Annotated in this window: 27 protein-coding genes; 13 read left to right on the top strand and 14 right to left on the bottom strand. The window is 65.9% G+C overall.

The features are described from left to right. Positions 1-260 precede the first annotated feature (260 nt). Positions 261-1,448, bottom strand: coding sequence for an MFS transporter (locus ACCQ12_RS17625; RefSeq protein WP_372382360.1), 1,188 nt, complete (start codon positions 1,446-1,448; stop codon positions 261-263). Positions 1,449-1,551: 103 nt separating this feature from the next. Between ACCQ12_RS17625 and ACCQ12_RS17620 the strand changes: the two genes are divergently transcribed. From ACCQ12_RS17620 to ACCQ12_RS17610, 3 genes are all read left to right on the top strand, one after another. Then, on the top strand, positions 1,552-2,484 hold the full coding sequence (locus ACCQ12_RS17620) for a LysR family transcriptional regulator (RefSeq protein WP_372382359.1): 933 nt from the start codon (positions 1,552-1,554) through the stop codon (positions 2,482-2,484). A 164-nt stretch (positions 2,485-2,648) separates the two neighbouring features. Continuing rightward, on the top strand, positions 2,649-2,861 hold the full coding sequence (locus tag ACCQ12_RS17615) for a hypothetical protein (RefSeq protein ID WP_039405875.1): 213 nt from the start codon (positions 2,649-2,651) through the stop codon (positions 2,859-2,861). 281 nt (positions 2,862-3,142) lie between these two features. Continuing rightward, on the top strand, positions 3,143-3,460 hold the full coding sequence (locus tag ACCQ12_RS17610; RefSeq protein ID WP_372382358.1) for a lysozyme family protein: 318 nt from the start codon (positions 3,143-3,145) through the stop codon (positions 3,458-3,460). A 196-nt stretch (positions 3,461-3,656) separates the two neighbouring features. On the opposite strand, the gene ACCQ12_RS17605 is transcribed toward ACCQ12_RS17610, so the two are convergent. Together ACCQ12_RS17605 and ACCQ12_RS17600 are read right to left on the bottom strand one after the other, a co-directional pair. Continuing rightward, the gene (locus tag ACCQ12_RS17605) at positions 3,657-3,872 is read right to left on the bottom strand and encodes a hypothetical protein (RefSeq protein WP_372382357.1); all 216 of its coding nucleotides are present in this window, start codon (positions 3,870-3,872) and stop codon (positions 3,657-3,659) included. Positions 3,873-3,881: 9 nt separating this feature from the next. Then, positions 3,882-4,238, bottom strand: a complete 357-nt coding sequence (locus tag ACCQ12_RS17600) for a YkgJ family cysteine cluster protein (RefSeq protein ID WP_166749557.1) — start codon at positions 4,236-4,238, stop codon at positions 3,882-3,884. Positions 4,239-4,583: 345 nt separating this feature from the next. On the opposite strand from ACCQ12_RS17600, the gene ACCQ12_RS17595 reads away from it, so the two are divergent. Then, entirely contained in the window at positions 4,584-4,751 is a 168-nt protein-coding gene (locus ACCQ12_RS17595) for a hypothetical protein (protein ID WP_068835607.1), read from the top strand. 185 nt (positions 4,752-4,936) lie between these two features. On the opposite strand, the gene ACCQ12_RS17590 is transcribed toward ACCQ12_RS17595, so the two are convergent. Beyond that, positions 4,937-6,100 carry a zinc-dependent alcohol dehydrogenase gene (locus ACCQ12_RS17590; protein ID WP_039564011.1) on the bottom strand — a complete coding sequence of 388 codons (1,164 nt, stop codon included), beginning with the start codon at positions 6,098-6,100 and terminating at the stop codon, positions 4,937-4,939. Positions 6,101-6,356: 256 nt separating this feature from the next. On the opposite strand from ACCQ12_RS17590, the gene ACCQ12_RS17585 reads away from it, so the two are divergent. Continuing rightward, positions 6,357-6,974 (top strand): DUF4142 domain-containing protein, encoded by a 618-nt coding sequence (locus tag ACCQ12_RS17585; protein WP_179456425.1) that lies wholly within the window; start codon positions 6,357-6,359, stop codon positions 6,972-6,974. Positions 6,975-7,013: 39 nt separating this feature from the next. Further along, positions 7,014-7,196 (top strand): DUF3606 domain-containing protein, encoded by a 183-nt coding sequence (locus ACCQ12_RS17580; protein WP_047694746.1) that lies wholly within the window; start codon positions 7,014-7,016, stop codon positions 7,194-7,196. Positions 7,197-7,296: 100 nt separating this feature from the next. On the opposite strand, the gene ACCQ12_RS17575 is transcribed toward ACCQ12_RS17580, so the two are convergent. The 6 genes from ACCQ12_RS17575 to ACCQ12_RS17550 all read right to left on the bottom strand — a co-directional run bounded on the left by ACCQ12_RS17575 (position 7,297) and on the right by ACCQ12_RS17550 (position 15,256). After that, positions 7,297-9,075 carry an ABC transporter ATP-binding protein gene (locus tag ACCQ12_RS17575; protein ID WP_047694748.1) on the bottom strand — a complete coding sequence of 593 codons (1,779 nt, stop codon included), beginning with the start codon at positions 9,073-9,075 and terminating at the stop codon, positions 7,297-7,299. Then, entirely contained in the window at positions 9,072-10,223 is a 1,152-nt protein-coding gene (locus ACCQ12_RS17570) for a beta-glucosidase (RefSeq protein WP_047694750.1), read from the bottom strand. Before ACCQ12_RS17570 ends, ACCQ12_RS17575 begins: the two co-directional genes overlap by 4 nt. Before the next feature lie 88 nt (positions 10,224-10,311). Further along, on the bottom strand, positions 10,312-11,496 hold the full coding sequence (glf, locus tag ACCQ12_RS17565; RefSeq protein ID WP_372382356.1) for a UDP-galactopyranose mutase: 1,185 nt from the start codon (positions 11,494-11,496) through the stop codon (positions 10,312-10,314). Then, the gene (locus tag ACCQ12_RS17560) at positions 11,496-12,680 is read right to left on the bottom strand and encodes a glycosyltransferase family 1 protein (protein WP_372382355.1); all 1,185 of its coding nucleotides are present in this window, start codon (positions 12,678-12,680) and stop codon (positions 11,496-11,498) included. Before ACCQ12_RS17560 ends, glf begins: the two co-directional genes overlap by 1 nt. Positions 12,681-12,714: 34 nt before the next feature. Continuing rightward, positions 12,715-13,896 carry a UDP-glucose 4-epimerase GalE gene (galE, locus tag ACCQ12_RS17555; protein WP_228334819.1) on the bottom strand — a complete coding sequence of 394 codons (1,182 nt, stop codon included), beginning with the start codon at positions 13,894-13,896 and terminating at the stop codon, positions 12,715-12,717. A 493-nt stretch (positions 13,897-14,389) separates the two neighbouring features. Next, positions 14,390-15,256, bottom strand: a complete 867-nt coding sequence (locus tag ACCQ12_RS17550) for an SDR family oxidoreductase (protein WP_047694815.1) — start codon at positions 15,254-15,256, stop codon at positions 14,390-14,392. Positions 15,257-15,487: 231 nt separating this feature from the next. On the opposite strand from ACCQ12_RS17550, the gene ACCQ12_RS17545 reads away from it, so the two are divergent. Together ACCQ12_RS17545 and ACCQ12_RS17540 are read left to right on the top strand one after the other, a co-directional pair. Beyond that, the gene (locus ACCQ12_RS17545) at positions 15,488-16,129 is read left to right on the top strand and encodes a DUF6766 family protein (protein ID WP_372382354.1); all 642 of its coding nucleotides are present in this window, start codon (positions 15,488-15,490) and stop codon (positions 16,127-16,129) included. 149 nt (positions 16,130-16,278) lie between these two features. Beyond that, positions 16,279-16,464, top strand: a complete 186-nt coding sequence (locus tag ACCQ12_RS17540) for a hypothetical protein (protein WP_039405975.1) — start codon at positions 16,279-16,281, stop codon at positions 16,462-16,464. A gap of 125 nt (positions 16,465-16,589) precedes the next feature. On the opposite strand, the gene cydB is transcribed toward ACCQ12_RS17540, so the two are convergent. From cydB to ACCQ12_RS17525, 3 genes are all read right to left on the bottom strand, one after another. Then, entirely contained in the window at positions 16,590-17,612 is a 1,023-nt protein-coding gene (cydB, locus tag ACCQ12_RS17535; protein WP_047694760.1) for a cytochrome d ubiquinol oxidase subunit II, read from the bottom strand. Continuing rightward, the gene (locus ACCQ12_RS17530; RefSeq protein WP_372382353.1) at positions 17,603-19,012 is read right to left on the bottom strand and encodes a cytochrome ubiquinol oxidase subunit I; all 1,410 of its coding nucleotides are present in this window, start codon (positions 19,010-19,012) and stop codon (positions 17,603-17,605) included. Before ACCQ12_RS17530 ends, cydB begins: the two co-directional genes overlap by 10 nt. Before the next feature lie 250 nt (positions 19,013-19,262). Continuing rightward, positions 19,263-19,544 carry a hypothetical protein gene (locus tag ACCQ12_RS17525; RefSeq protein ID WP_047694764.1) on the bottom strand — a complete coding sequence of 94 codons (282 nt, stop codon included), beginning with the start codon at positions 19,542-19,544 and terminating at the stop codon, positions 19,263-19,265. 531 nt (positions 19,545-20,075) lie between these two features. On the opposite strand from ACCQ12_RS17525, the gene ACCQ12_RS17520 reads away from it, so the two are divergent. Then, entirely contained in the window at positions 20,076-21,356 is a 1,281-nt protein-coding gene (locus ACCQ12_RS17520; protein ID WP_179456435.1) for a sigma-54-dependent transcriptional regulator, read from the top strand. 65 nt (positions 21,357-21,421) lie between these two features. After that, the gene (locus tag ACCQ12_RS17515; protein ID WP_372383655.1) at positions 21,422-21,613 is read left to right on the top strand and encodes a hypothetical protein; all 192 of its coding nucleotides are present in this window, start codon (positions 21,422-21,424) and stop codon (positions 21,611-21,613) included. On the opposite strand, the gene ACCQ12_RS17510 is transcribed toward ACCQ12_RS17515, so the two are convergent. Beyond that, positions 21,607-21,990 (bottom strand): response regulator, encoded by a 384-nt coding sequence (locus ACCQ12_RS17510; protein ID WP_047694768.1) that lies wholly within the window; start codon positions 21,988-21,990, stop codon positions 21,607-21,609. The genes ACCQ12_RS17515 and ACCQ12_RS17510 overlap by 7 nt on opposite strands. 200 nt (positions 21,991-22,190) lie before the next feature. Between ACCQ12_RS17510 and ACCQ12_RS17505 the strand changes: the two genes are divergently transcribed. The 3 genes from ACCQ12_RS17505 (at position 22,191) to ACCQ12_RS17495 (ending at position 26,871) form a co-directional block, all read left to right on the top strand. After that, entirely contained in the window at positions 22,191-25,730 is a 3,540-nt protein-coding gene (locus ACCQ12_RS17505; protein WP_372382352.1) for a CheR family methyltransferase, read from the top strand. A 239-nt stretch (positions 25,731-25,969) separates the two neighbouring features. Continuing rightward, positions 25,970-26,263: a hypothetical protein gene (locus ACCQ12_RS17500; RefSeq protein ID WP_372382351.1), complete on the top strand. Its 294-nt coding sequence runs from the start codon at positions 25,970-25,972 to the stop codon at positions 26,261-26,263. A gap of 35 nt (positions 26,264-26,298) precedes the next feature. Further along, the gene (locus tag ACCQ12_RS17495; RefSeq protein WP_372382350.1) at positions 26,299-26,871 is read left to right on the top strand and encodes a hypothetical protein; all 573 of its coding nucleotides are present in this window, start codon (positions 26,299-26,301) and stop codon (positions 26,869-26,871) included. Positions 26,872-26,882 lie beyond the last annotated feature (11 nt).

Here is a 26,882-nt window from a genome sequence, read left to right as displayed (position 1 = left end):
TCCGGTCAAAGACCGCGCATTTTACACGGGAATGCGCGCGCCACAGCCGCCGCGCCAAGGCCCGCGCTGCCTGGGCTGGCGGCATTCAGCAGGGGCTGGCGTGCAGTGCTGTCAGGGGGCGCTGCGGGGCAGCTCCAGGTCGCCGGGCGCGCAGGTGGCGGGGCACATGCGCCACCGGCGCCGATCAGCGCGTCACCCGCTGCCATGTGGCGCGCGTGCCCCCTGATGGCCCGGGCGCAGCCTTGCCACAGGCGCGCCACTCACCGCCGGGCGCGGTGCACCAACGGAATCAGCACCACCCCCAGCACGGCGACCGCCGCGGCGACGTAGCCAATGCTGCCCAGCCCCCAGGCCGGAATCGCCAGCCCGCCGATGATGGCGCCGACGCCGATGCCGGCATTGGCAGCCGACACGTTGGTGGTGCCGGCCAATGCCTGCGAATGGCCGACCGACTGCATCACCCGCACCTGGCTGATCGGAAACAGCGCGGTATACGCAATGCCCCAGACCGCCAGGGTCAGACAGAGCAGCACGCCGGTGCCGGCCGCCGGCACGCACAACGCCATGCCCAACGCGAGCAACAGCAGGAACACCGCCGTGGCGCGCAGCGGTGAGCGGTCCACCACCCGGCCACCCAACCAATTGCCGATCAGGCCGACCGCACCGAACCCCATCAGCCACCAGCCGACGTTTGCCGCCGGCACGCCCACGTTGCGTTCGAGCAGGTCGGCCAGATAGGTGTAGGCGGTGAACATGGCGGTGAACACCACCACCGACAACGCCACATTGGCCAGGAAGAAGCGCTCGGTGAAGATCCCGGCCTGCTGGCGCAGGTTGACCCGCTCAGTGCGCGCCACAGTCGGCATCCACAGCGCCAACGCGGCGGCCATCGCCAGCGACAGCGCCGCCAGACTCCAGAACGCGCCGCGCCAGCCGATGCTGTTGGCCGCCACCGTGCCCAGCGGAATGCCGAACAGCAGCGCCGCCGAAATGCCCAGATACACCCGCGACACCGCTTGCCCGGCCTGTTGCGGGCCGGCCAGTTGCCCGGCGGTGTCGCTGGCGGTGCCCCAGAACACCGGCAATGCCAGCGCCGGGAGAAAGCGCGCGACCGCCAGCACCCAGATGTTGGGCGCCAGCGCAGCCACGGCGTTGGACACCGCGAACACCAGCAGGATCGCCACGAACAGGCGCTTGCGGTCCAGGTGCGACAGCCAGGCGGTCAGCGGCGGGCCGGACAGCATCACCGTGAAGGCGAACAGCGTCACCAGCTGGCCGGCAGCGGAGATCGAGATGCCCATGTCGCGCGCCAGGCCGGGCAGCAGACCGACGATCAGGTACTCGGTGGTGACGATCACGAATGCGGCAAACGCCAGGATGAAGATCGCCAGCCCGCTGCGCCCGGTGGCGGCGGGGCTGGTCGCTGGAAGGGAATGGAGAGCAGGCATGGCATCGGCCGGAATGAGGGCTGACCATGGTAAGAAAGAACTGAAGTCGTATATCGGGAGTATTTTCCGTAGATTACGGACATCACTTCTGTAATGGGTCAGCATGCATTCCTCCGAACGCGTCAAGGGCATCGATGTCTTCGTTGGCGCTGCCGACGCCGGCAGCTTCACCGCCGCCGCCGAGCGCCTCAGCCTGACCAGCTCAGCGGTCGGCAAGGCGATTGCCCGGCTGGAGGCGCGCCTGGGCGTGCGCCTGTTCGCACGGACCACCCGGCGGCTGGAACTGACCGATGCCGGCGCGGCGTTCTATCGGGTGTGCGTCAAGGTGCTCGACGAACTGGAGGAGGCCGAGCACGTGCTGCGCGCCGAGGGCCAGGCGCCCACCGGCCGGTTGCGGCTGGATGTGCCGGTGAGCTTTGGCCGGCGCAAGGTGCTGCCGGTGCTGTTGCCGTTCTTTCAGCAGCATCCCGGCCTGCAGCCGAGCCTGTCGTTTACCGACCGCTTCGTCGACATGGCCGAGGAGGGCATCGACGTGGCCGTGCGGATCGGCGGGCCGGAGCAGTGGCCCGGCAGCCTGGGCCACCGCTATCTCGGCCACGAAACCTACGTGTTCTGCGCGGCCCCGCAGTACCTGGCGCAGCGCGGCACGCCGCAGCGGATCGACGAGGTGGTGAACCACGCGGCGGTGATCTATGCCAAGGCCGATGGCAGCAGCAGCCCCTGGCTGCTACGCCACGGCGAAGGGCCGGTGGAGCAACGGCCGATGCACGGACGCGTGGTGTTGGGCAATGCCGAGGCACAGGTGGATGCGGTGGCCGCCGGCCTGGGCATCGCACAATTGCCGACCTGGCTGATCGATGACCATCTGCAGCGCGGCAGTCTGGTCACGGTGCTGCCGCAGTGCGATACCGATGGCCTGCCGCTGCATCTGGTGTGGATGCGCGCACGGCAGTTGCTGCCCAAGGTGAGCCGCTTGCTGGAATGTCTGGAGCAGGGACTGCGCGGCGCCACCCGGGCGGCACGCATGCATGCCTGAGCCGCAGCGAATGGCGTGGCGCATGGGAGGTTCCGCCACGACGATGGCGTCGGCCGCGCTGCGTGACCCATTCAGCGCCGCCCGCCCGGTCGTCTGGCTGACCCGGTTCTGTCAAATGAACGGGTATAAGCTGCGGGCCGGGGAATTTCCAGCGAGGTGACGCAATGGACCACTCCGACATGCAGGTGTCCGATCTGCTGGTCTTGGAGCTGCAAGGGTTCCATGCTGCGTACGGCAGCGGCCCGGACTTCTGGGATGCGTACCAACGCATCATGGGCATCGCGGCGCAGGCCGGCGGCAACCTGATCGACCTGGCCAACGAAATGGCCTCTCTGGCACAAGGGCTGGGCGCGATCGATCACGCGCAGTTGCTGTAACCGCCTGGCGTCACCTGCGTTATGTCCCTTGATCGCACGATCCGGGCACGCCATCACTGAATTTTTCTGCCGTGTTCACGCACGCCTGCTGCGCCCGTTTTTATCGTAGCGCCGTCGATGGCATCGCGTGGTCTGGTTCGATCACGTGGTGCCGATCGGGGCGCCATCGGGCGATGCGCTGAGTGTGAGGCTGCACACGGAGGTGTTGCAGTCCCCCGCAATGGCGCCCCCAACACCCGTGCCGGATGCGGACGTCCGGCACCTCGTTGAGGAGCTTGGTTGTGAACGAAGCAGGAGAAGGCGTGCGGGTGCATCTGGTTGGCGGGCCGCACGACGGGCAAATGCTGTGCGGTGCCACCCTCCCCGGGCTTGCGCTGCCGCAAGGCTACCGGATGGCGCCCTGGCCGGGCGGGCAAACGGGCATCCACTGGCACCGTGAGTTCAATCTGGCCAGTGCACACGAGTCGCTGGTAGCCGAGCAGCTGTGTGATGCATTGAATGCGCGGTGGCGGCACTACCTGGCGACGCGGCGGCAGCAGAAGGCGGGGTTGCGCGAGGGCAATGTGAACAGCGGCTGTGCAGACGCTGCGCTTGCGTAAGGCCCGCTGATCGACCCGGCACACGTGCGCCGGCTACGGCGCAGTACCTATTCGCAGAATAAGTCAGTGGGCCCTCAAGCAGGCGCTAGCGTTGGAGCCACAACGCAGCGTGGCGAGATGCCTACCGCCTGTGCTCCAACACAGGTCTATTCCGTGCAGCGCAGTGAGATGCACGACACCCGTGCTCCACGCAGTTCTATTCCGCGTCAGTGGCCGATTTGACCGGTGTCGCCGGTGTCGCGGTCGACGCACCGCGCGTCTTTTCGCGCCGCAGCGGAGTATCGCCCAGGCGTTCGATCGCACCGCCTGACTGCTGGAAGGCTTCCAGATCGGCGGCCAGGCGCTGTTCGGACAGGCGCGGCTTGCCGGGTTGATTGCTGACGGTCATCGACTGGCGGCGGGAGTTACTCATCGCGAATCCTCATGCGTTGTAGAGCGTCAAGGGGATGCCCCGCCGGCGTTGATCGTCGTAGGTGGCACGCACGTCGCGGCAATACGGGCCGGACATGACGAAACGCCGGCAGATGGCCGGTCGCGTGTCGTAGATCGAGCAGCACATCCGCGCCGCATCGATCGCCACGCACCACCCTTCTTCATCGCGCGCCATCACGTGCCAACCTTCCGGTGTCACGCTGGTCAGGTGGTTGGGGATGCGGTCGGATGGATCGACCATGACGGTGAGCCGGCAACAGACGGCGTCGCAGCGTTCGCAGAGATTCTTGATGGGGAGGCCAGAGAGAATGGGGGCGGCGCCGGGCGTCAGGCGCACTGGCACCATACACCTTGGGCGCGCCAGGATGTGAACCTGCGCCTGGTGGCGCGCATCTCCGGCGGCAGCGACGCGGGGCGAACATGCAACGTCAGGGGACACATCGCACCATCCGGCGTGCCGCACATGGGGGATTGCTGCGTCCATCGCGATCCCGGCGAATGTATCGGCGACGCATCGTTGCCGCCCGTTTGTCGCTGGTCATGCCGTCTGTCACGCGGAAGCCGAAACGCACACTACGGCGGCGTTGCCAACGGTTGCCTTTGTCGCGCCCATGCGAAGACGGTTTTCACCTGTGCGATCGCTGCGGCGCCGTAGCGTGGGCAGTACCGATGTACGTCACAGGAGACAGGTATGAGCCCATCCAATCAGATTCCGTCCGCACACGATCAGGCCACAGGCCACGATCAGGACCACAGCGACAAGAAGAAGCAGGACGCGCTGCAGGACGAGGCGGTGGAAGAAACCTTCCCGGCCAGCGATCCGGTATCGCCGTTCGTGCCTGCAAAGCCGCTGGACTGAGCGGCTGCGCACAGACGCCGCCTGCGCGTTCTTGCGCGAGGCGGCGTGTGCGCATCGCTCTGCATGCAGGTGTGCCGATGTTTGCTTGGCGAGTTTTACGCCGCATCGCACCGCAGCAGTTGAAGCGCGAAAACAACAAAGACGCGGTCGGTGACCGCGCCTTTGTTCGTCCGCCTGGCCGAGATTTACGGCGTCAACACCACCTTGCGGCAATCGTCCTGCTTCTTGTCGAACACCTCATAGCCGCGCGCTGCATCGGCCAGCGGCATGCGGTGGGAGATGATGGCGCTGGGCTTGAGATCGCCATTGCCGATGCGTTCGAGCAGATGCGGCATGTGCTTTTGCACATGGGTCTGGCCCATCTTGAAGCTCAGTCCCTTGTCGAATGCGTCGCCGAACATGAAGGCGTGGATGAAACCGGCGTACACGCCCGGCACGCTGACCACGCCGCAGCGCCGGGTGGCGGCGATGCACTGGCGGATCGCCACGCCGCTGCTGCCCTCCAGCTTCAAGTTGGTGAGCGTGGTTTCCAGCGCACTGCCCTCGGCCTCGAAGCCGACCGCTTCGATACTGGCATCCACACCGCGGCCATCGGTCTGCGAGACGATCACATCGGCCGGGTCGTCGATCTCATCGAAATTGATCGGAATCACGCCATAGGCCTTGGACGCGAAATCCAGGCGATAGGCATGCCGGTCGACCATGAAGATGCGCTCGGCGCCGAGCATGCGGCAGCATGCCGCGGCCATCAGACCGACCGGGCCGGCACCGAAGATCGCCACCGTGGAGCCTTGTTTGACCCCGGCGTCGACCACGGCCTGATAACCGGTGGGCAGGATGTCGGACAGGAACAACACCTGCTCGTCGTGCAGTGCATCAGGCACCACCAGCGGCCCGACATTGGCCTTGGGGACGCGCACATATTCGGCCTGGCCACCGGAGAGCCCGCCGTACAGATGGCTGAAACCGAACAAGGCCGCAGGCGGGCGCATGTCCTTGTGGTTGAGCGCGGCGCCCTTGCCGGTGTTGGTGGTTTCGCAGGCAGAAAATTCCTGCAGCATGCAATGGAAGCACTGCCCGCAGGCCACCACGAACGGAATCACCACCCGGTCGCCGCGTTTGACAGCGGTCACGTCCGGGCCGACGTCCTCGACAATGCCCATGAATTCGTGGCCGAGGATGTCGCCATGCCGCAGATCCGGAATCTTGCCGCGGTACAGATGCAGATCCGATCCGCAGATGGCAGTGGCGGTGACGCGCAGGATCAGGTCATCGCGTTCCACCAGCACCGGGTCCGGCACGGTTTCGACCCGCACATCGCGTGAGCCGTGATAGTTGAGGGCAAGCATATCGATCTCCTGTTGGGCCGTGGGTTGCGGCAACGCACAACAGTGTTCGGGCAGGCGCGTTAAGGGCGTCAGCACGGTGCGTGGGCATGGCGTGCACGGCGGCCGGCGGCCACGCGCCGTTGATGCGCAAGTCACGGCTGGATAACCCGTGCGCTCGCACGCTAAATGTCCACGCCGTTCTGCATGCGAGCCCGTCTGCAGTGGGGCGAACCGACAATCAACGATCGCCAGATGGCGACCACTCAAGGAGACATGCATGGGACTTTTCAAGATGGTGACCGCCGGCGCCGTGGGCTATGTGGCCTACAAGGCGTGGCAACGCCGCCAGGGCCAGGCGAATGAAGGCGCACAGCAGGATCGGCAGAGTGGGCAGGCCGCCATCGGCGCAACGCCGCCGCACGGCGACCCGTTGCGCGACAGCGTGGGTGATGCGCGCGACCGCAAGCAGGCGCTGGGCGCACTGGCCATCTTCAACGAGCAGGAGCGCACGCTGGCGCAGCTGGCCGTGGTCAAGGGCGTGGAGGGCGAAGTGCTGGACTTTGCGCGCAAGATGGACGAAGCGCACAGTGCCGCACTGACCGATCTCAGCCGCTTCGCACCCGATCGCAGCGGCAGCCTGGGGCAGGCGGCGTCCGTGCGTTCCAAGGCAGCACGGGACCAGCTGGAACCGCTGCATGGCCAGGCGTTCGAAAAGCAGTACCTGCAGACCGCCATCAGCAGCCACGAGCAGGCGTTGGCGCTCCTCGATGCGCAGCTGAGCAGCGAGCCTGGTTCCAGCGACCTGGGCAAGGAGCTGCAGCGTGCACGCGAGACCATTGCCGAGCATCTGGAACATGCCAAGACCCTGAGCACCAAGCAGACCCCGCCGCACTGAGGCGGGCTTGGACCTTCTGCTTCGATAGCGGAGATCGCCATGGGCGAACCACAGGACGCAAACCGGCAACCCACCGACATGCACACGGTCAGCATCAGTGAGGAATGGGAGTTGCAGTACTGGGCGCGCGAATTGGGGATGTCCGAAGACGACCTCAAGAAAGCGGTGCAGGAAATCGGCAACGTCACCACCAAGCTACGCGACTACCGACCACCGCACTGAGCGGAGCGATGCACACAACAGGCAGCCTTGGCTGCCTGTTGTGTGTGCGATGTTCAGTGAAATAGCAGACTGAAGCAGCGGCAATCGTTGCCGCAGTGCACTAGGTCGCGGCGGACAAGGGTTGTTCGAAGCCGGCAGCCTGCCGCTGCCACAGGCCATCGAACACACCGCCACGCCCACGCAGCGCCGCCGGTGCGCCGTCTTCCACCACGCGGCCATCCTGCAGCACCACGATGCGGTCGAAGCCGATCACGGTGGACAGGCGGTGCGCCACTGCCAGCACGGTACGGTCGCGCATCAGGTGATCCAGCGCCGCCTGGATTTCCGCTTCCGACTCGGTATCCAGCGCCGAGGTGGCTTCGTCGAGGATCAGGATCGGCGCATCCTTCAGGAACGCGCGCGCAATGCCCAGCCGCTGGCGCTGCCCGCCGGAGAGCATCACCCCGCGCTCGCCGACCTGGGTGTCGTAGCCCTCCGGCAGCTGACGGATGAAGCCATCGCAGAATGCATGCCGCGCGGCCTGGTGGACCTCCGCGTCGCTGGCGTCGGGACGGCCATAGCGGATGTTGTCGCCGATGCTGCGGTTGAACAGCGCCGTTTCCTGCGGCACCACCGCGATCTTTTCGCGCAGGCTGTCCTGGCTGACGCCGCGGATATCCTGCCCGTCGATCAGCACGCGGCCGGATTCCACGTCGTCCAGACGCTGGATCAGCGCGATCAGGGTGGATTTGCCGGCACCGGACGGGCCGACGATGCCCACCTTCTGGCCGGCGGGAATATGCAGGTCCAGCCCATCCAGCACTGCCTCGCGCTCGGGATAGGCAAAGCGCACCTGCTCGAAGCGCACATCGCCTTCGGCCAGCGCCAGCGGCGCATCCGTATCGACGATGGCATGCGGCTGCAGGATGATCTGCAAGGTGTCGGCGATCGCGCCCAGCTGCTGGGTGGTGTCCACCAGGGTCAGCGCCAGGTCGCGCGAGCCGTGCAGGATGCGGAAGGTCAATGCGCTGACCAGCACCACATCGCCGGCACTGACCGCGCCGCCGCGCCACATGCTGATCGCCCACAGCAGCATGCCGCCGGCCATCAGCGACAGGCAGATGTCGTGGATCACGCGGGCTTTTTCCACGTACATCCAGCTGCGCCGATGCGCGACCGCTTCATGGCCGATCTGTTCGGCCAACCGCGCGCTTTCGCGGTCGCGTGCGGCAAACGCCTTGATCGTCCAGACATTGGACACCGCATCCACCAGCTCGCCACCCACCCGCGCGGCCTGCGCGGCAAACCGCTGATGCTTGGCACGCCCGCGGATGCCGAAGCTGGTGATGATGGCCGCCACCAGCGCAACAAAGCCGATCAAGGTGGCCGCCATGCGCCAGTCCACGGTGAACAGCAACACGACGGCACCGATGAAATCCACGATGGGCGGCAGGATCTTCCAGGCCAGCCCGCCGTAGATCTGCCCGGCCGCCCCGCCAAGTGCGGAGATGCGGTTGCCCAGCGCGCCGGCAAAGTGCTCGGTGAAATAGCGCATCGGGTGGCCGGTGAGGTGGCGGAACAGGTCTACCCGGATATCCACCACGCTGGCCACCACGGTGCGGCAGCCCAGCCAGCCGCCCAGCCGCCAGAACAGGTTTTCCACTGCGATCAGGCCGATGAACACGCCCAGCGGCAGCCACACATCGGCTTGCTCGCGCTGTTCGGTGGCCATCGCATCGACCAGCATCTTCATGCCGTATTGCACCGTCACCGCGCAACCGGCCGCACCGATGATCAGCACCAGCAGGCCGCCGAAGTGCCAGGGACGTTGGCAGATGTAGTGCCACAGGAAGCGCGCCGGCGTATCCGGCAACAGGTCCGGCTGCGTGGATGTGCTCACGTGGCCATGTCCGCGAGCGGGAACTGCGGTGCACGCAGGCCGAAGCGGTCGTGTTCGCGCCTGAGCTGCGCCGCCAGGGGGGCATCGACGGGGCGCTGGCCGTGTTCATCGGCGTAGCCGAGCAGGCCGGTGGGGCAATGCCGGTAGTTGTCCCAGCCCGGGTAGTCCAGCACCGGATACAGGCAGATCCCTTCCATGGCCACGCCGTGCTGCAGGGCCAGCGCCACTTCGTCGCAGACATGCGCAAGCCAGGGGGCGCGTTGGTCGGCCTCGGCGCCGGTTTCGGCCACGATCATCGGGCGTTGGTAGCGCTGCCAGAATTCGCCCAGGATGGCCGAAAACGCGCGGTGATCCGGCGAACTGCGCAGGATCGGCGTGCCACCGGGGTACCACTGGTTATCGGAGTAGTAATTGACGCCGATGATGTCCAGATACTCCGGCGCACCGCCCAGCCCCGGCCATTGCCGGCCGCAGACCATGTCCCAGGCCTCGAATTGCGCCAGGCGCAGGCGTTCGGCTTCGCGGCGCGGGCCGGGGCGGTCGTTGGGGGCGGCCACGTGGATGGCCGGATCCACCTGCACGAAGCGTGCGCGCGGCTCGACCCGGCGCACCGCATCGATGGCCGCGATGGTAGCGCGCACCAGCTGGTGCTTGAGCTCGAACCCGCGTCCACGTGCCATCGGATGCATGCGCGCGTGATCGCCGCCATTCCACGCCCAGAACGAGATCTCGTTGAGCGGCGCATAGAACGGCACCGCATCGGTTTCGTTCCTGATGCATTGCGCGGCTGCCGCGGCAAACCGCGCGAAGCGCTCGACGAACTGCGGGGTCCAGATGTCCACATCGTCCGGCCAGCCGTAATGGCACAGGTCCCAGATGACCTGGGTGCCGGTGGCCTGGGCGGCATGCAGCATCGGCAGGAAGCTGGACCAGTCGTAGTGGCCGGGACGCTGCTCGATCAGGTGCCAGCGCAGGCCGTCGCGTGCGGTGCGCAGACCGTGCGTGCCGACGGCGGCATAGTCGTTGGCCGCCCAGCGGTCGTGCCGGGTGCCGGCCAGCAGATCCAGCCGGCGGCCGTCGCGACGGCGATGGCTCGAACACTCGAACCCCGCCATGAAGAAACTGTCGAACACTGTGGGGGTGTGCATCTACCATCCTGCTGCACGCGCACCGCTGGTAGCGGCATCGCGTCGATAACGGCCCTGCAGCGGGACTGCTGCAGGGCAGGGGAGCCGATCAGACCGCCAGCGCGGCCGGCGCGTGCTGCTCGCGTTCTTCGATGCGCTTGTACACCGCCAGCGCCTGGCCCACCACCTGATCCATGTTGTAGTACTTGTAGGTGCCCAGGCGCCCCAGGAAGGTGACATCGGGCGTTTCCGCTGCCAGCCGCTCGTAGCGGCGGTACAGCTCGGCGTTCTCGGCACGCGGGATCGGATAATACGGGTCGCCCTCGGCCGACGGGTATTCGTGGGTGAGGCTGGTGCTGGGATGCTGCTGGCCGGTGAGATGCTTGTACTCGGTGATGCGGGTGTAGGCCACATCCTCGGCCGGATAATTGACTGTCGCCACCGCCTGGAACCGTTCCTGCTCCACCGTGCTGTGTTCGAAGCGCAGCGAGCGGTACGGCAGCTTGCCGTAGCAGTAGTCGAAGTATTCGTCCACCGGCCCGCTGTACACCAGCTGGTCGTACTCCAGCTCGTCGCGGATCTCGCGGAAATCGGTATTGAGCATCACCTTGATGTTGGGGTGATCGAGCATGCGCTCGAACATGCGCGTATAGCCGTGCAGCGGCATCTGCTGAAAGGTGTCGGTGAAATAGCGGTCGTCGTCATTGGTGCGCGTGGGCACGCGCGCAGTCACCGACTTGTCCAGCTGCGATGGGTCCAGGCCCCATTGCTTGCGCGTATAGCCACGGAAGAACGTCTCGTACAACTCGCGCCCCACCTGGTTGATCACCACGTCCTCGCTGGTCCGGATGTCCGCCACCGGCTCGGCGCGGCTGGCCAGAAACGCTGCCGCCTCGTCCTCGCTGGTCAGCTGCACGCCGTACAGGCGATTGAGCGTGGTCATGTTGATCGGAATCGGCACCTGTTGCTCGCCCACCTGCGCGAGCACGCGATGTTCGTACGGGCGCCACTGGGTGAAGTTGGACAGGTAATCGACGATGCGCTGTGCATTGGTGTGGAAGATGTGCGGGCCATAGCGATGGATCAGCACGCCGGCATCGTCATGAAAATCGTAGGCGTTGCCGCCGATATGCGGGCGCTTGTCGACCACCAGCACGCGCTTGCCCAGCCCGGCGGCCAGGCGTTCGGCGAGTACGCTGCCGGCAAAGCCCGCACCGACGATCAGGTAATCGAAGCCGCGCCGCGTCCGGGTGCGCGGTGGCGTGCCGTGGAGGGTGGCGTTGCCGTGAGGCATCACTGGTTCCAAGAGAGTGTCTCCTTCATCAATGCGTAGGTGTGGTCCCAGGACATGTCGCCCAGCACCTGGTCGGCGGTCGCGTACAGGCGCTCGGTGTCGGCGCCGTCCTGCAATGCGGCTTCGCAGGCGGCAATGAAGGCGTCGGCCGTGTCGGCAATGCGCACCACGCCGGTATCGCCATAGGTACGTACCACGTCGTGGATGGGCGTGGACACCACCGGGCAGCCACCGGCCAGGTATTCGGGTGTCTTGGTCGGGCTGATGAAGCGCGTGGACGCGTTCATCGCAAAGGGCATCAGTGCCACGTCCCAGCCGGACAGATACGCAGGCAGCTCGTCATAGGTCTTGCCGCCCAGGTAATGGATGTTGTCCGCGCGCGGCAGCTCGGAGGGGTCGATCTTGACCACCGGGCCGATCATCACCAGCTGCCAGTGCGGGCGCTGCGCAGCCAGGCTGCGCAGCAGCGCGACATCGAAGCGCTCGTCGATCACCCCGTAAAAGCCGAGCCGCGGATGCGCGATGCCGGCCTGATCGGCGGGCTCGGTTTGCGGCGCACGTGCGGCGGCAAAATGCGCCACGTCCACGCTACTGGGAAAGGCATGCGCGTTGCCATGCAGTGCGCGTTTGGCCTCCCAGATGCTGTAGCCGCCGGTAAACACCACGTCGGCACGTTGCAACAGCGTGCGTTCGTGTTCGACCAGCTCCGGTGGCGCACCGCGGAACGCCGACAGCTCATCCATGCAGTCGTACACGGTGATGCGCGGCTGCAGATGCGCGCTGAAGCCCAGGCTCATCGGCGTGTAGTACCACAGCAACAGATCGGCAACGCCCAGTTCGGTCAGGTAGCCATCCAGCAACTGGCGTTGCACACGCACCGCCGCCTCGCCCTCGCAGCCGGCCGGCAGGCGCGGTACCAGCACGTGCACGCCGCCGTCCTCGCCACGCACCTGCAGCCATGGAGTGGGCTCGTCGCAGGCGATGGGTTCTTCCCAGAACAGCACGTTCGCATCGTGCGCAAAGCGCGACATCAGATGCTGGGGGCGCTGGTAGACAAAACTCCAGCGCAGGTGCGACAGACATAACAGCGTCGGCCGGCCTGGATCGAACTGCGGTGCGCTGTCGGAAGCGACGGCACGACGTGTCTTGCCGATAGCGTATTGAAACTGACCTGCCCAACTCATGAAATGCCCTCGCTAGGAAAGAAGTGACTGCGCCTCATGCGCGCGACAGGCCGTCGGCAAGGACCAGGGCGCGTGACGGCTCGCTGCGGCGGCGCGTGTCCGGCGCGGGCAAGGCACGGCATGCCGGGGCCGCCAGCTCACGCGCGGCATCGCGCCCGGGCGAAGCGGACGGCATGGCAGATGGCGTGCGTTGTCGCGCAAGACGCGAGTTGGCGTAGCCCTGCGGATGCATCGACTGCCAACGCCAGGTGTCGCGGCACATGCGGTCCAGGTCGTACTCGGCGGTCCAGCCCAGCAGCCGGTTGGCCAGTGCGGTACTGGCGAAGTACACCGCCACATCGCCCTCGCGGCGCGGCGCGATGCACAGCGGAATGCGCCGGCCACTGGCGCGCTCGAATGCGGCCGCCACCTCGCGCACGCTATAGCCGCGCCCGGTGCCCAAGTTCACCACCAGGCCGGTGCGCTCGCGCTGCAGGTAGTCGATGGCATCCACGTGTGCGCGGGCCAGGTCCATCACGTGCAGGTAGTCGCGTACACCGGTGCCGTCGTTGGTGGGGTAGTCGTCGCCGAAGACCTGCAAGGCGTCGCGACGACCGACCGCTACCTGCGCGATGTAGGGCATCAGGTTGTTCGGAACCCCGCGCGGATCCTCGCCGAGGTAGCCGCTGGGATGCGCGCCGACCGGGTTGAAGTAGCGCAGCAGTGCGGCGTTGAATTCCGGCCAGGCCGCACTCAGGTCGCCGATCATCTCTTCCATCATCAGCTTGGTGCGGCCATACGGGTTGATCGCCTTCAGCGGTGCGCTCTCCTCGATCGGGCTGGTATTGGCGTCGCCGTACACCGTCGCCGACGAACTGAACACCAGGTTGGCCACCTTGGCGGTGCGCATCGCGCGCAGCAGCGCCAGCGTGCCGGTCACGTTGTTGTTGAAGTACAGCAAGGGTTCGCGGACCGATTCGCCCACCGCCTTGAGCGCGGCAAAATGCAGCACCGCCTCGATGCGTTTGCTGCGCATCAGCTCGGCCAGCTCCGGCGCACGCACATCCATGCAGTGGAATTCCGGCCGATAGCCCATCAGGTGCTGCAGATGGTCGAGCACGCGCTCGGACGAATTGCTGAGGTTGTCGACGATGCACACCTCATGACCACGCCGTGCCAGTTCGACGCAGGTATGCGAGCCGATATAGCCGGTGCCGCCGGTGACCAGAATTCTCATAGTTGTCTGCCTTGTGGGGAGCGCGGATGCGCTGGCCTGCCTATGGCGCGGATGCACCACCTCGCATGTCTCGATGCGTGTTGCGTGATGTCGCGCCAGCCGTGCAGAGCACCTGTGCCACGCACATCGGCGGGCAGGTCTGGGCAAGAGGAAGGGGTGTGTGCATCACGGTCCAACGCCACCTACGGTAGGCCGCCGGGCGTGAGAACCGTCGCAGCGGTGGGTGTGTGCCACGCGAGTGCGACGTTGACCGGAACCTCATCTGCACGGTACGTTGACGATCGCCCGTGCTACGCGACCGACCGATGCAGTGCAGGTCGCGCAGGCCGGCGCTGCACATCGGTTATGTGGTCGATAAGGGCCGGCGTGATCGCGCGCGCCCTGTGCTTGGCACGACGTTGCGAGCAACCGCGACCGGGTGGAATGAATCTCTGCAGACAAAAAAAAGCCCGCATCACCTCATCGGTGATGCGGGCTCTGCAACGCGCAGGCGTCAGAGCGTGACGGCGCCGCCGGCAATGGTCAGCAAGGTGCCGGAGGTGTAGCTGGCCGTGTCGGACGCCAGCATCACGTAGGCCGATGCCAGTTCCACCGGCTGACCGGGCCGGCCCATCGGCGTTTGCGAGCCGAAATTCTCCACCGACTCATCATCCATGCCGGAGGGAATGAACGGGGTCCAGATCGGCCCCGGCAGTACCGCGTTGACGCGGATGTTCTTCTCCGCCAACACACCGGCCAGGCCGATGGTGAGGTTGGCCAGCGCCCCTTTGGTGGCAGCGTAGGGCAGGATGTTCGGCGTGGGTTTCTTGGACTGCACCGACGCGGTGTTGATGATGGAGCCACCATCGGTCATCAACGGCGCAGACAGGCGCACCAGGTTGAATACGGCATGCACGTTGGTGTCGAAGGTCTTGCGCCATTCGTCCAGCGTGATGTCCTCGAAGGTTTCGAAATACTTCTGGTAGCCGGCATTGTTGACCAGGATGTCCAGCCCGCCGAAGGTGCTGTCGACCTTGTCGATCAACGCTGCCGCCTGGCTCGGGTCGCTGATATCGCAACCGACCAGCAGCGCCTTGACGCCGGCCTTCTCGATCAGCGCGCCGATCTTGGCCGCATCTTCCTGCTCATCGGGCAGGAACGCGATTGCCACGTCTGCACCTTCGCGGGCGTAGGCAATGGCCACCGCCGCGCCGATGCCGCTGTCGCCGCCGGTGATCAGTGCACGCTTGCCCTTGAGTTGCCCGTGACCGACATAGCTGTCTTCGCCATGGTCCGGACGCGGGTCCATCTGTTCGGTGCGGCCGGGGAAGCTCTGCGGCTGCGGCTTGAAGGGCGGGCGCGGATAGTTGGGTACGGGCATGGTCGTCTCCTGACGGTTGCGGTGGAAGCTCGGGTTGACGGCCAGTGTGGACATGCAGACGTAAACATCCGGGTGAGGCGATGTCAGCGGCGCGTGTGCTGGCAGCCCCACACGCGCCGCTGCATTCACGCCATCGGTCGTACCGCGCAACGCACTGCTGGCGCTTGACCAAACCTTCATGCGCTTTTGCCGGCAGCACTCGATACTGCGCGCACCTGCAGGAGGTCACCCATGTTCTTTCGCCGTAACGGGCTGTCGTTGTGTCTGCTTGCGTTGACGCTGTTCTTTATCGGATGCCAGATCTACGCGGGTCTGCATGCCTATAACGCGGAACTCCGCGAACAGGGGCTGCCCACCTTGCAGCTGGCGGCCTATCTGCACAGCCCGCACTTCATGTCCGCGCTGTTCGAGAACTGGGAGAGCGAATTCCTGCAGATGGGCATGTACGTGCTGCTGACCGTCAGGCTGCGTCAGGTGGGGTCGGCCGAATCGCGTCCGCTCGATCCCGACGAGGAGCGTACCGAGATCAAACCCGGCACCACGCCATGGCCCGTACGCGCAGGCGGCGTATGGCGACGGCTGTACGAGCATTCGCTGGCGATTGCGTTCGGCGCGCTGTTTCTGATGAGTTTTGTGCTGCATCTGATCGGCAGCTGGCGGCTGGAACTGCTGGAGCGTGCACAAAAAGGTTTGCCGCCGATCAGCGTGTTCGCGCATTTCACCGACGCCGGCTTCTGGTTCGAGTCGATGCAGAACTGGCAGAGCGAGTTCCTGGCGGTGTTCTCGCTGGTGGTGTTGACCATCTGGCTGCGGCAGAAGGATTCGCCCCAATCCAAGCCGGTGCGGGCACCGCATTCCCAGACCGGCGGGTAACCGCAACGGCACCCTCGCAGGGCGCCGCCAGGCGGGCGCGGCCGTTGGTGTCGATACGCACCACTTCACGCCGTCACCGGGCGGCGTTCACCGCGTTGCAATGCGCGCCTGCCTAGGTTGGGGCCACGACGAACGCGCAGGAGACGAACATGGGTAGCGAACCGAAAAAGCCGTGGGGCCCTGACGACGATCAGAGCAAGCCGTTTACGCCGCAGGAAAAGCGCAACGAGAACGTGGAGTGGAAGGTGCACGACATGCCCGACGAGGACCCGGATGTGAACAAGGCCGACCCCGAGCACGATTACGAACGTCCGGACGGCTCGGAAAAGCGCTGACACCGCACAGCGCGCAGCATGCACGGTGCCCGCAGATGCGGGCACTGTGCGTTTTGGGCGCATCGCCCGGCGCCATGCCTGCGGTACCACGATCGATGCACTGCGGCCGCACTCAGCGGCCACTTTTAGTGATGGTGGTGATATCCCACATCGGCCGCGATCTTGCCGCGGAACACGCGGTACGACCACACCGTATAGCCCAGCACCAGCGGCAGCAGCACGATCAGCCCGACCATCGGGAACATCTGCGACGACGTGGGCGCGGCCGCCTGCCAGATGGTGTAGGTCGGTGGTACCAGATACGGCCACATGCCCAGCACCAGCCCGATGAAGCCCAGCACGAAGATGGCCAGCGTGAGCAGGAAGGGCACCGCGTCATGGCGTGAGCGGTCGCTGCTGCGCCACAACGCCAGCGCCACCGCTGCGGTGACCACCGGAATGGGTGACAGCCACCAGAAGTTGCCATGCGCGAACCAGCGCGCCATCACGTGCGAGCTCAGGAACGGCAGCCAGGCGCTGACCAGCACCACGAATGTCACCACCACCCCGACCAGCGGCTTGGTGAGTTGCCGTGCCAGGGTGTGGGTGCGGCCGTCGGTCTTGAGGATCAGCCAGGTGCTGCCGAGCAGGGCGTAGCCGAACACCAGCGCCGCACCGGTGAGGATGGTGAACGGACTGAACCAGCCGAATACCCCGGCCGTGTAGCGGCCGTTGTCCAGCGGCATGCCTTCCACCAGCGCGCCCAGGATGATGCCCTGTGCGAAGGCGGTGAGGATCGAGCCGCCGATGAATGACAGCGTCCACAGCCGGCGCGAGCGCTGCGCCTTGAAGCGGAACTCGAACGCCACGCCACGAAACACCAGCGCCATCACCATCAGCAGCACCGGCAGGTACAGTCCCGACAGGATCACCGCATAGGCCGCCGGAAAGGCGGCGAACAATCCGGCCCCGCCAAGCACCAGCCAGGTCTCGTTGCCATCCCAGATCGGCGCGGCGGTGTTCATCATCAGATCCACCTCCTGCTCGTCGCGTGCGAACGGTGCCAGCATGCCCAGCCCCAGGACGAAGCCATCCAGCACCACGTACATCAGCACCCCAAAGCCGATCACGCCAAACCACACCACCGGCAACCAGTAGCTCAGTTCCATGGAGTGTTCTCCTGTTCCAATGCGGTATCTGCTGCCGACAGCGGGCGCGCCGGCGTGTGCTCGCCGCCGGCCACATCCGGGCCGTCGCGGCTGGCTTGCGGGCCCGCACGCACCAGCTTGACCAGATAGAAGATGCCGAACCCGAACACGAAGGCGTAGCCCAGCACATACACCAGCAACGACACCGCCACGGTGGCGGTGGACTGCGCACCCACCGCGTCGGCGGTGCGTAGCAGCCCATAGATCACCCACGGTTGCCGCCCGATCTCGGTGACGAACCAACCGGCCACCAGCGCGATGAAACCGGCCGGCAGCATGACGTTCCAGGCCAGCACCAGGGCCCTGGCATGCAAGCGCCCGCGCCACCAGGCAAGCGCAGACACCCAGGCCAGCAACAACATCGCCACCCCCAACCCCACCATGATGCGGAAGGCGAAGAACACCGGCGCCACCGGCGGTCGCTGATCGCGCGGTACCGAGGTCAACGGCGTGATGTCGCCATCGGTCGTGTGGGTCAGGATCACGCTGCCCAGCCGCGGAATCGCCACCTCGTAGTCGTTGCGCTCGGCCTCGGCATCGGGCACGGCAAACACCACCAGCGGGACGCCGGCGCCGTCGGCCTGCCGATGCCAGTGCGCTTCCATCGCCGCCACCTTCAAGGGCTGATGTTCGAGCGTGTTCAAGCCATGCTGGTCGCCGACCAGCACCTGGATCGGCAATACGATCGCCGCAAACGCCACCGCCAGCCGCAACATGCGCGCCGCGGCGTCCACATGCAGGCCCCGACGCAGGTAATACGCTCCCACGCCGCCCACCACGAAGCAGGTGGTGATGAACGAGCCCAGCGCCATGTGCGCCAGGCGATACGGAAACGAGGGGTTGAAGATGATCTGCATCCAGCGCACCGGCTGCACGATGCCGTTGACCATCGCGTAGCCCTGCGGTGTATGCAGCCAGCTGTTGGACGCCAGGATCCAGAACGTGGACACCAGCGTGCCGATCGCCACCATGCAGGTGGCAAAGAAGTGCAGCTTCTCCGAGACGCGTCCCCAGCCGAACAGCATCACGCCCAGGAAGCTGGCCTCCAGGAAGAACGCGGTCAGCACCTCGTAGCTCAGCAGCGGCCCGATCACACTGCCGGCGATGCGGCTGAGTTCGGGCCAGTTGGCCCCGAACTGGAATGCCATCACGATGCCGCTGACCACACCCATGCCGAAGGACACCGCAAAGATGCGCAGCCAGAAGAAATACAGCCGCTTCCAGAGCGCGTCGTGCGTGCGCAGCCAGCGCCACTCCAGAAACCCGAGCAGATTGGCCAGCCCGATGGTGAACGCGGGGAACAGCACGTGAAACGAGATGACAAAGGCGAACTGGATACGGGATAGCAGCAGCGCTTCCACGGGGGTCTCCCTAATGCCGGGTGCGCGTGAGCGTGGTCACGGTGGTCAAGGCAAGGTGGTCAGGGCGGGCGCGAGATGACACCGGCGCATGTCGGTGCCGCCTGCATGGGACGCCGCGCGCGCCGTCGGGCGTCTGTCGCCAGCGTGCGCGCATGCGACCGCAAAAAGCGTGACCTGCTGCACCGGACGCGGCTGCGACGCAGGGAATCGCCGGTGACCGTGCACGGGCCGCACCTCAGCGCAGGCGACCTCAGGCGCTGCGCAGATGACGCAGGCAGCGTGGCGCCAGCCAGTCTGCCAGTGCAGCGTTCATCGAGCCCGGGGTCAGGCACAGCGCATCGCGGACTGCCTTGATCGCCTCTTGTTCGCTGAGCTGCGGGCGGGCGTTGTAGGCCGCGCACACTGCGCGCACGGTGGCATCGGGCACGCCGTCGAACGGGTAATACCCGAGTTGTCCGCGGCGATGTTCGCCGCGCCAGTACTCCAGTTGGTCTTGCACATCGGCCGGGCGATGTGCGGAAACTGCCTGCATGGGACACCTCTTGCGACGCAATGGCGCCACTGTCTGCGGCAACACGGAACAGGCACGTGAGCGCGCCGTGCACGCGCTCTCCACACGGTGTGCGTAGGCTGTGGGTAACCCAGCGGGCCCGACATCGTCATCGAACGGGCTGTTCCGGCTGCAGCTGCGGCCACTCGCGTCGGCAACGGCCCACATCCCGACGCCCTGCAACACGCCAGCGAGCTGATCCACTGGCTCGATCACATGACCTGACGCCGACGGCGCGCTGCAGCAGTCGCAAACCTTGCACTGTTTGGCGTTTCGACATTCCCGGAACGGCGACCGGCCCCGACCATGACCCTTGGCACTGGCAAATTCCAGCGCAGCCGTGCGTACTTCGGGCACATCAACCCGGCGAGCTCGACTTGGGGGAAGGGCGCCGTACGATCACGATGGTCGTGACCGCAACGTGCAATCTCGTGGTGACACGCAGGCGCTTTTTCGCGCCGCCGTCACAATTCTCAACTGAACATGTATTAGTCATTGCGGACAGAAGCGCTCATGGACCGTCTTTCCTGCGCCATCATCGACGACGACGTGGAGTTCTGCGATCAGGTGGTGGAGTTGGCCACCGATAGCGGCTTCCGTGCCAAGGGCATCCACACCCTTGGCGAAGCCAGCCGTTGGCTGGACAGCAACTTTCCCGACCTGCTGGTCGTGGACGTTGGCCTGCCCGACGGCAGCGGTTTCGATCTCATCGAACGGCTCGACCCGGACCACACCCCGCAGATCGTGGTGGTCTCGGGCGATTACGCCTGCGAAACCCAGGGCCGCGCCCACCAGTTCGGCGTCAGCGAGTTCCTGACCAAGCCGTTCGCGCCCGAGCGCCTGGAGCGGGTGCTCGGCGGCCTGCGCGAAGCGCAGCAGGGCAACCTCGGCATCGTCGGCAACAGCGACAGCATCGTGATGCTGCGCAAGGACATCGTGCGCGTGGCGCCAACCGATCTGAATGTGCTGGTGACCGGCGAAACCGGCACCGGCAAGGATCTGGTGGCGCGTGCCATCCATCGGGTGTCCGGCCGTCGCGGCCGCTTCGTGCCGGTCAACTGCGGCGCGATCCCGGAAGAGCTGCTGGCCAGCCAGTTGTTCGGCCACGAGCGCGGCAGCTTCACCGGCGCCGATCGCCGCCATGCCGGATTTCTCGAGCAGGCGGCCGGCGGCACGCTGTTTCTGGATGAGATCGGCGAGATGCCCAAGCGGCTGCAGGTCTACCTGCTGCGCGCGATCGAGTCGCGCAGCTTCATGCGCGTGGGTGGGAACGAAGAAATCCCGCTGGACGCGCGCGTGGTGGCGGCTACGCATCAGCATGTACAGCGCGAGCAGGCGGTATTGCGCGAGGACCTGTTCTATCGTCTCAACGAGTATCCGATCCAGGTGCCGCCGCTGCGCGAGCGGCGCGGCGATGCGCGCGTGCTGGGGCTGCGGGTGATCGACGAGCTCAACGTCAAGTACGGCAAGCGCAAGCTGCCGACCAAGTCGCTGCTGCGCTATCTGGCGTACCACACCTGGCCGGGCAACGTGCGCGAGCTGCGCTCGTTCATCCACTATCTGTATCTGCGCTCGGACGGCGATCAGCTCAGTGCACCGGATGTGGAGCAGACCGTGCCGCAGGCCGACGAAGACGGGTTGCTGATTCCGGCCGGCTGGACCATGCGCCAGGCCGAGGACGCCATGATCGAGTCGGCGCTGGCACGCACGCGCTTCAACAAGAAGGCGGCCGCACGCGAACTGGGGATCAGCGTGCGCACCCTGCACAATCGCCTCAGCGACAAGGACGCCTAGTGGTCGACGCTTCACAGGGACGGCGGCGCGAGCTGCTGCATCAGTTGCGCAACCGGCTCAATGTGATGGGCTTTGCGTTGTATGCCTTGCGCAGCGAGGCCTCCAAACCGCTGGAGACGCTGCGCAACGCACATCAATCGGCCACCGAGCTGCTCAACCAACTGGGTGAAGAAGAGCGCGCGCAGCACCGCGCCGATGGCCTCCAGGCGGAGATGCTGCCGGGCGACCTGTCCCGCAACGATGCCGCCGGTCAGTGATGCTCGGCCGCTTGCGCCTGGTCGCTCAATAGCGTGGTGATGGTGCGCGGGTTGTAGGGCTTCATGCAGTACGACAGATGCGCAAAGCGCGGCGGCAAGGTGTAGCGGTCGTAGCCGGAGCAGAATGAGAAGGGCACGCCACGCTCGAGCAAGGCGTCTGCCACCGGAAATACCGCCTGCCCCCGCACGTTGACGTCCAGCAGCGCGCCATCGATGGCCTGGCCCGACGCGACCAGCGACAGCGCTTCGGGAACGTTGCCCACCGGTCCCACCACGCGGACACCGGCTTCCACCAGCAGGTCGTTGAGCGATTCGGCCAACAGGTAATCGTCTTCCACCACCAGGATGCGACGGCCGTTGAGCGGATTGTCGAGCATGTGACCTCCTGAGCGACGCGCAATCAGCCGATGCGCAGCACATGGTGCGCGTAGCGGCGGTTAACGCAGTGCGTAAGCAGGCGCTTCCAAGACCGGTCTGTGCAACGCAGTCGGCACACCTGAGGTTTGCTGCAAGTGCCGCGTGTGCGCGATCATCCCGGCTTGCGCTTGATCACCGGCGCCGACGATATGACGCGGACATGATCGAAGACGACGCTTTGCCCGACGACACCGTGCCCGAGTCCTCCAGGCACGCACCATTGTTCATTCTTGGCGTGGGTGCGGCCGGCCTGGATGCCGCGCGGCTTGCCGAGCTGCTGGACGCGGTTGCAGGCGCGGCCAACCTTGCGGTCATGCTGCTGCTGCGCGACCGGCAACTGCTCGACCAGGTCCGCCTGCGCGAACTGCTTGGCGCGCAGGCCAGTCTGTTGCTGGTGCCCGAAGATGGCGACCGCCTGCAGCCAGGGCGTTTCTACCTGCCGCCCGACCGCACCGTGGTCACCCTGGAAGAGGGCTGCCTGCGGTTGCGGCCGCTCAATGGCGAAAGCGAGCACGGCCTGGTCGACAGCTTCTTCGTGTCGATGGCGCACGACCAGGATGGCAACGTGATCGGTCTGATCATGGGCAATACCGAAGGCGACGGCACCCTGGGCACCGCAGCGATCAAGGAGTGCGGCGGGCTGGCGCTGGCGGTGGACGACCCCTCCCTGCACGAACTGGATCTGCGCAGCGCCAGCAACCCGGCCGCAATCACCGACGACATCCTGCCGTTGCCACGGGTGGCTGCGCGCATTGCCGCGCACATGCAGCGTCACCACAGCTTCGGGCACGCGCTGCCGGTCGGCGTGCGCAACGGCAGCGAAAACGATCAGTTGAGTCAGGTTGCCAGCATCCTGCGCAACACCACCGGGCACGACTTCCACGGCTACAAGCGCGCGACCTTCCTGCGGCGGGTGCAGCGCCGCATGCAGGTGGTGCAGGTCGAGGCACTCGAGCACTACCTGGATGTGCTGCGTAACCGTTTCGACGAACCGCTGCTGCTGTTCAACGATCTGTTGATCGGGGTGACCCAGTTCTTCCGCGATCGTCGCGAGTTCGAGTTTCTCGAAGAGCAGGTGATTCCGCGCCTGTTCCAGGGCAAGCACCTGGGCGATCATCTGCGCGTATGGGTGCTGGGATGCTCCACCGGCGAGGAGGCCTATTCGCTGGCGATGCTGCTGCGCGAACATGCCGAAACGCTGGACGCACCACCGCGCATCCAGATCTTCGCCAGCGACATCGACGGGCGGGCACTGGCCACCGCGCGGGTAGGGCGCTACTCGTCGAGCATCGTCGGCGAAGTGGCACCGGAGCGCCTGCGGCGCTGGTTCGTCAAGGAAGGCGATACCTACGTGGTGCGCAAGGAGCTGCGCGAGCTGTGCGTGTTTTCCCAGCACAGCATCGTCAAGGACCCGCCCTTTTCGCGGCTGGATCTGGTGTCCTGCCGCAACCTGCTGATCTATCTGGATGCAGAGCTGCAGAACCGGGTGATCCCGATCTTTCATTTTGCGCTCAAGCCAGGCGGCTACCTGTTCCTGGGCAATGCGGAAAACGTCTCGCGGCACGCCAAGCTGTTCGCGCCTGTGGAGCGCAGCTTTCGGGTGTTCCAGAAGATCGATGCCGACAACCGTGTGCATGCCACCTTTCCCACGTTGCCGCACGCGCCCGCCAGCCGGGTGCTGGCACCGCCGCAGCCTCAGCGCAGCTCCAGCAATGCGCTGGTGCGTGCCGGCGAGCGGATTGCCGACCGTTACGCGCCGGCGTATGCAGTGCTCGACGAGCATTTCGACGTGCTGCATTTCTCCTCGCAGGCCGGGCGCTTCATCCGTCCCGGCGGCGGCGCGCCCAGCCTCAACCTGGTCAACCTCATCCATCGCGACCTGCGACTGGACCTGCGCAGTGCCTTGACCCGCGCCGAAGCGGAAAAGGCACCGGTGCAGATCAGGGGCATCCAGATACACGAAGATGCCTCGGCATGGGCGGTGGACCTGTTCGTGGAGCCCACCTCCGATTCGGAAGTTCCGCGCGGCTATGTGGTGCTGTTTCAGGAGGTGGAAGCGCGCGAGTTGCTGGAACTGACCGGCCCGCGCGATGCGGCTGCCGACAGCGGTCACGTGCAGGTGCTCGAGAACGAGCTGCGCATCACCCGTGAACGGCTGCAGTCGATGATCGAGGAGCTGGAGAGCACCAACGAAGAGCTCAAGTCCTCCAACGAAGAATATCAATCGCTCAACGAAGAACTGCAGAGCGCCAACGAGGAGCTGGAAACCTCCAAGGAAGAGCTGCAGTCGGTGAACGAGGAAGTCACCACCGTCAATGGCGAGCTGGCGCACCGCGTGCAGGAGCTGGCGCATGCCAACAGCGACCTGAAGAACCTGCTGGAAAGCACCCAGATCGCCACGGTGTTCCTGGACAACGATCTGCGCGTGACCAACTTCACCCCGGCGGTGACCGACATCCTGCCGCTGGTGGAAAGCGATATCCACCGGCCGATCAGCCATATCAAGCTGCATGTGGCCTACGACGAATTGCAGGACGACGTGCGACGGGTGATCCGAACCCTGGCCGTGCTCGACCGCGAGGTCGAGAATCCGTCCACGCGCGCGCGCTACATGGTGCGCGTGCTGCCGTACCGCACCGTGGACAACTTCATCGGCGGCGCGGTGCTGACCTTCATGGACGTCACCCCGCTGACGCGCGCCGAGCGCGCGCTGCGCAGCAGCGAGCAGCGCCTGCGGACCCTGATGGAAGGCATCCCGCAACTGGTCTGGCGCTCGCTCGATGGAGGCCACTGGACATGGTCGAGCCCACAGTGGTCCAGCTATACCGGGCAGAGCGATGCCGAAAGCCTGGAGCTGGGCTGGTTGCAGGCGGTGCACCCGGACGAGCGCGAGCTCACCATGAACGCGTGGCACGCCAGTGCACGGACCGGTGGGCTGGACGTGGAGCACCGCCTGTTCAATGCGGCCGAGCGTGGCTATCGCTGGTTTCATACGCGCAGTGCAGCGGTGCGTGACGAGCGCGGCCAGGTCCTGGAGTGGCTGGGCACGTCCACCGAATCGGACAACCTGCGCCGGCTGCAGGAACAACAGCGTGTGCTGGTGACCGAGCTGCAGCATCGCACCCGCAACCTGATCACCGTGGTGCAATCGGTGGCCAAGCAGACCATGCAGAGCAGCCACGACATGCCGGACTTCGCTGCCAAGTTCGAGGACCGGCTATCGGCGTTGTCGCGCGTGCAGGGGCTGTTGTCGCAATCGGACAACGAGCCAACCACCATCGGTGCCTTGCTGCGCATGGAGCTGGATGCGCTGGGCGCCGCACCGGATCAGCATCGCATCATCGTCGATGGCCCGGATGTGGCCTTGCGCAAATCCACCGTGCAGACGCTTGCGTTGGCGTTGCACGAGCTGGCGACCAACGCGCTCAAGTACGGGGCGCTGGCAGTGGACACCGGCACCTTGGTGATCCGCTGGGACGTGGTCACGACCGACGACATCCCGGCGCGCCTGGTGTTGCGGTGGATCGAGGAAGGTGCCAACCAGCAGTTGCGCGACGACCGCGACGAGGCCGGCGGGTTTGGACGCCGCCTGATCGAAAAAGCACTGCCTTACAGCCACGGCGCGCAGACCCGCTACGAGCTCAGCGACACCCGGCTGGAGTGCGAGATCCAGCTGCCGCTCAATCCCGTGAATGGGTAAGCCGGCGGGCATTCGCTGCGTGTGGACGGATGAGGGTGCAGCACCGCAGGTTGCCTGAGCGCCCGGTGGGAGGCCGTGCGCGTCAGGGGTAAAGGCTGCCTGCCTTGTTGTCTGTGACTGCACGCGAACGCACAACGCGCGTGCATGCCGCAACCTGGCCATCGTGTTGCTCAGCCGAGGCCAGCGAGCGCTGCGGGCAAGGTGCGCGCAACGTTGGTGCTGCGTCATTGCTGCGCTTGATGAGCAAGGCGCTGCCGTCGCGTTCGGCGCTGCGGTGGAGCGGCATGCAGCGTACGGTTGTGCCGGTGTCCACGGCAGATCCTGCAGCTGCCGTCCGCCACAGCAGCCTCTGCTGCGCGAATCTGGCACACCTGCTCGCGGCAGGTGTGCTCGATGCGGAAAATCCTGCGCTGCGGTGCATATCTTGCGACCCATTCGCGCGTCGCGTTGACAGCGTGCTGGGTGAAGCAGGCGCAAACGCCTGCACCGTCAAGGTCTGCGCAAGTCAAAAACTTGGCGCGCATTGTGCGTAAGCACTGATGTCATCTAGATGCACAGTGGAGTAGTCATGATTACCCGCATTTTTCAGTTGTCTGCCCGTGTGGCGAGCAACGCGTGGGTCGAGGTCGGTGTGGGGGCCGATGCCGACATCCTGGTCGCCGATCGTGGTGGCAAACTCGAAGAGCGCGCCACCTTCGGACGGCGTCCGCCCGGGCAGCAACGTTCGATCCATATGCAGGAGCCGGCCTGGCTGGGCGGTGTGGATCTGGCCATCTGGGAGACCCAGCGCTGCGCCATTCCGTTGTGCGGATTTGTCTGCACGGCGTCCGCCGATGGCACCACCGCAGCGACCTGGCTGAGCCCGGATGGCGGCGCGCTGTATGCGGCAGGCTTGCGCAACGTGATGGACATCGGCGGTCGTCTGCAGATGGGATTTTCGTTGTTGGTGGCCTCGTCGGCGAGCATGCCCACGCATCGTCCGCTCTGCATCGCTGGCGACGTGCGGTCATGGTTGCAGATGGGCGGCACCGAGGCCATGCGGCATCTGGCGCCGTGGCGGCTGGAGCGTTGCACGGCAGCGGCGGGCGTGCGGCCGGAATGGGCGAACGAAACACGTCCGCCGTCCGTGGCTCGCGCGTGAGCATGCCGCCA

This window comes from Xanthomonas sp. NCPPB 1068 (genome assembly GCF_041479385.2).
Lineage (GTDB): Bacteria > Pseudomonadota > Gammaproteobacteria > Xanthomonadales > Xanthomonadaceae > Xanthomonas > Xanthomonas cannabis.
The sequence above is the reverse complement of the archived record's forward strand: the minus strand, read 5'-3'. Positions and strand labels throughout refer to the sequence as shown.

Excerpts from the sequence above, each read along its gene's own strand:
- ACCQ12_RS17625 (WP_372382360.1), bottom strand. The coding sequence starts at position 1,448 with ATGCCTGCTCTCCATTCCCTTCCAGCGACCAGCCCCGCCGCCACCGGG.
- ACCQ12_RS17620 (WP_372382359.1), top strand. The coding sequence starts at position 1,552 with ATGCATTCCTCCGAACGCGTCAAGGGCATCGATGTCTTCGTTGGCGCT.
- ACCQ12_RS17615 (WP_039405875.1), top strand. The coding sequence starts at position 2,649 with ATGGACCACTCCGACATGCAGGTGTCCGATCTGCTGGTCTTGGAGCTG.
- ACCQ12_RS17605 (WP_372382357.1), bottom strand. The coding sequence starts at position 3,872 with ATGAGTAACTCCCGCCGCCAGTCGATGACCGTCAGCAATCAACCCGGC.
- ACCQ12_RS17600 (WP_166749557.1), bottom strand. The coding sequence starts at position 4,238 with ATGGTGCCAGTGCGCCTGACGCCCGGCGCCGCCCCCATTCTCTCTGGC.
- ACCQ12_RS17595 (WP_068835607.1), top strand. The coding sequence starts at position 4,584 with ATGAGCCCATCCAATCAGATTCCGTCCGCACACGATCAGGCCACAGGC.
- ACCQ12_RS17590 (WP_039564011.1), bottom strand. The coding sequence starts at position 6,100 with ATGCTTGCCCTCAACTATCACGGCTCACGCGATGTGCGGGTCGAAACC.
- ACCQ12_RS17585 (WP_179456425.1), top strand. The coding sequence starts at position 6,357 with ATGGGACTTTTCAAGATGGTGACCGCCGGCGCCGTGGGCTATGTGGCC.
- ACCQ12_RS17580 (WP_047694746.1), top strand. The coding sequence starts at position 7,014 with ATGGGCGAACCACAGGACGCAAACCGGCAACCCACCGACATGCACACG.
- ACCQ12_RS17570 (WP_047694750.1), bottom strand. The coding sequence starts at position 10,223 with ATGCACACCCCCACAGTGTTCGACAGTTTCTTCATGGCGGGGTTCGAG.
- glf (WP_372382356.1), bottom strand. The coding sequence starts at position 11,496 with ATGCCTCACGGCAACGCCACCCTCCACGGCACGCCACCGCGCACCCGG.
- ACCQ12_RS17560 (WP_372382355.1), bottom strand. The coding sequence starts at position 12,680 with ATGAGTTGGGCAGGTCAGTTTCAATACGCTATCGGCAAGACACGTCGT.
- galE (WP_228334819.1), bottom strand. The coding sequence starts at position 13,896 with ATGAGAATTCTGGTCACCGGCGGCACCGGCTATATCGGCTCGCATACC.
- ACCQ12_RS17550 (WP_047694815.1), bottom strand. The coding sequence starts at position 15,256 with ATGCCCGTACCCAACTATCCGCGCCCGCCCTTCAAGCCGCAGCCGCAG.
- ACCQ12_RS17545 (WP_372382354.1), top strand. The coding sequence starts at position 15,488 with ATGTTCTTTCGCCGTAACGGGCTGTCGTTGTGTCTGCTTGCGTTGACG.
- ACCQ12_RS17540 (WP_039405975.1), top strand. The coding sequence starts at position 16,279 with ATGGGTAGCGAACCGAAAAAGCCGTGGGGCCCTGACGACGATCAGAGC.
- cydB (WP_047694760.1), bottom strand. The coding sequence starts at position 17,612 with ATGGAACTGAGCTACTGGTTGCCGGTGGTGTGGTTTGGCGTGATCGGC.
- ACCQ12_RS17525 (WP_047694764.1), bottom strand. The coding sequence starts at position 19,544 with ATGCAGGCAGTTTCCGCACATCGCCCGGCCGATGTGCAAGACCAACTG.
- ACCQ12_RS17520 (WP_179456435.1), top strand. The coding sequence starts at position 20,076 with ATGGACCGTCTTTCCTGCGCCATCATCGACGACGACGTGGAGTTCTGC.
- ACCQ12_RS17515 (WP_372383655.1), top strand. The coding sequence starts at position 21,422 with ATGGGCTTTGCGTTGTATGCCTTGCGCAGCGAGGCCTCCAAACCGCTG.
- ACCQ12_RS17510 (WP_047694768.1), bottom strand. The coding sequence starts at position 21,990 with ATGCTCGACAATCCGCTCAACGGCCGTCGCATCCTGGTGGTGGAAGAC.
- ACCQ12_RS17505 (WP_372382352.1), top strand. The coding sequence starts at position 22,191 with ATGATCGAAGACGACGCTTTGCCCGACGACACCGTGCCCGAGTCCTCC.
- ACCQ12_RS17500 (WP_372382351.1), top strand. The coding sequence starts at position 25,970 with ATGAGCAAGGCGCTGCCGTCGCGTTCGGCGCTGCGGTGGAGCGGCATG.
- ACCQ12_RS17495 (WP_372382350.1), top strand. The coding sequence starts at position 26,299 with ATGATTACCCGCATTTTTCAGTTGTCTGCCCGTGTGGCGAGCAACGCG.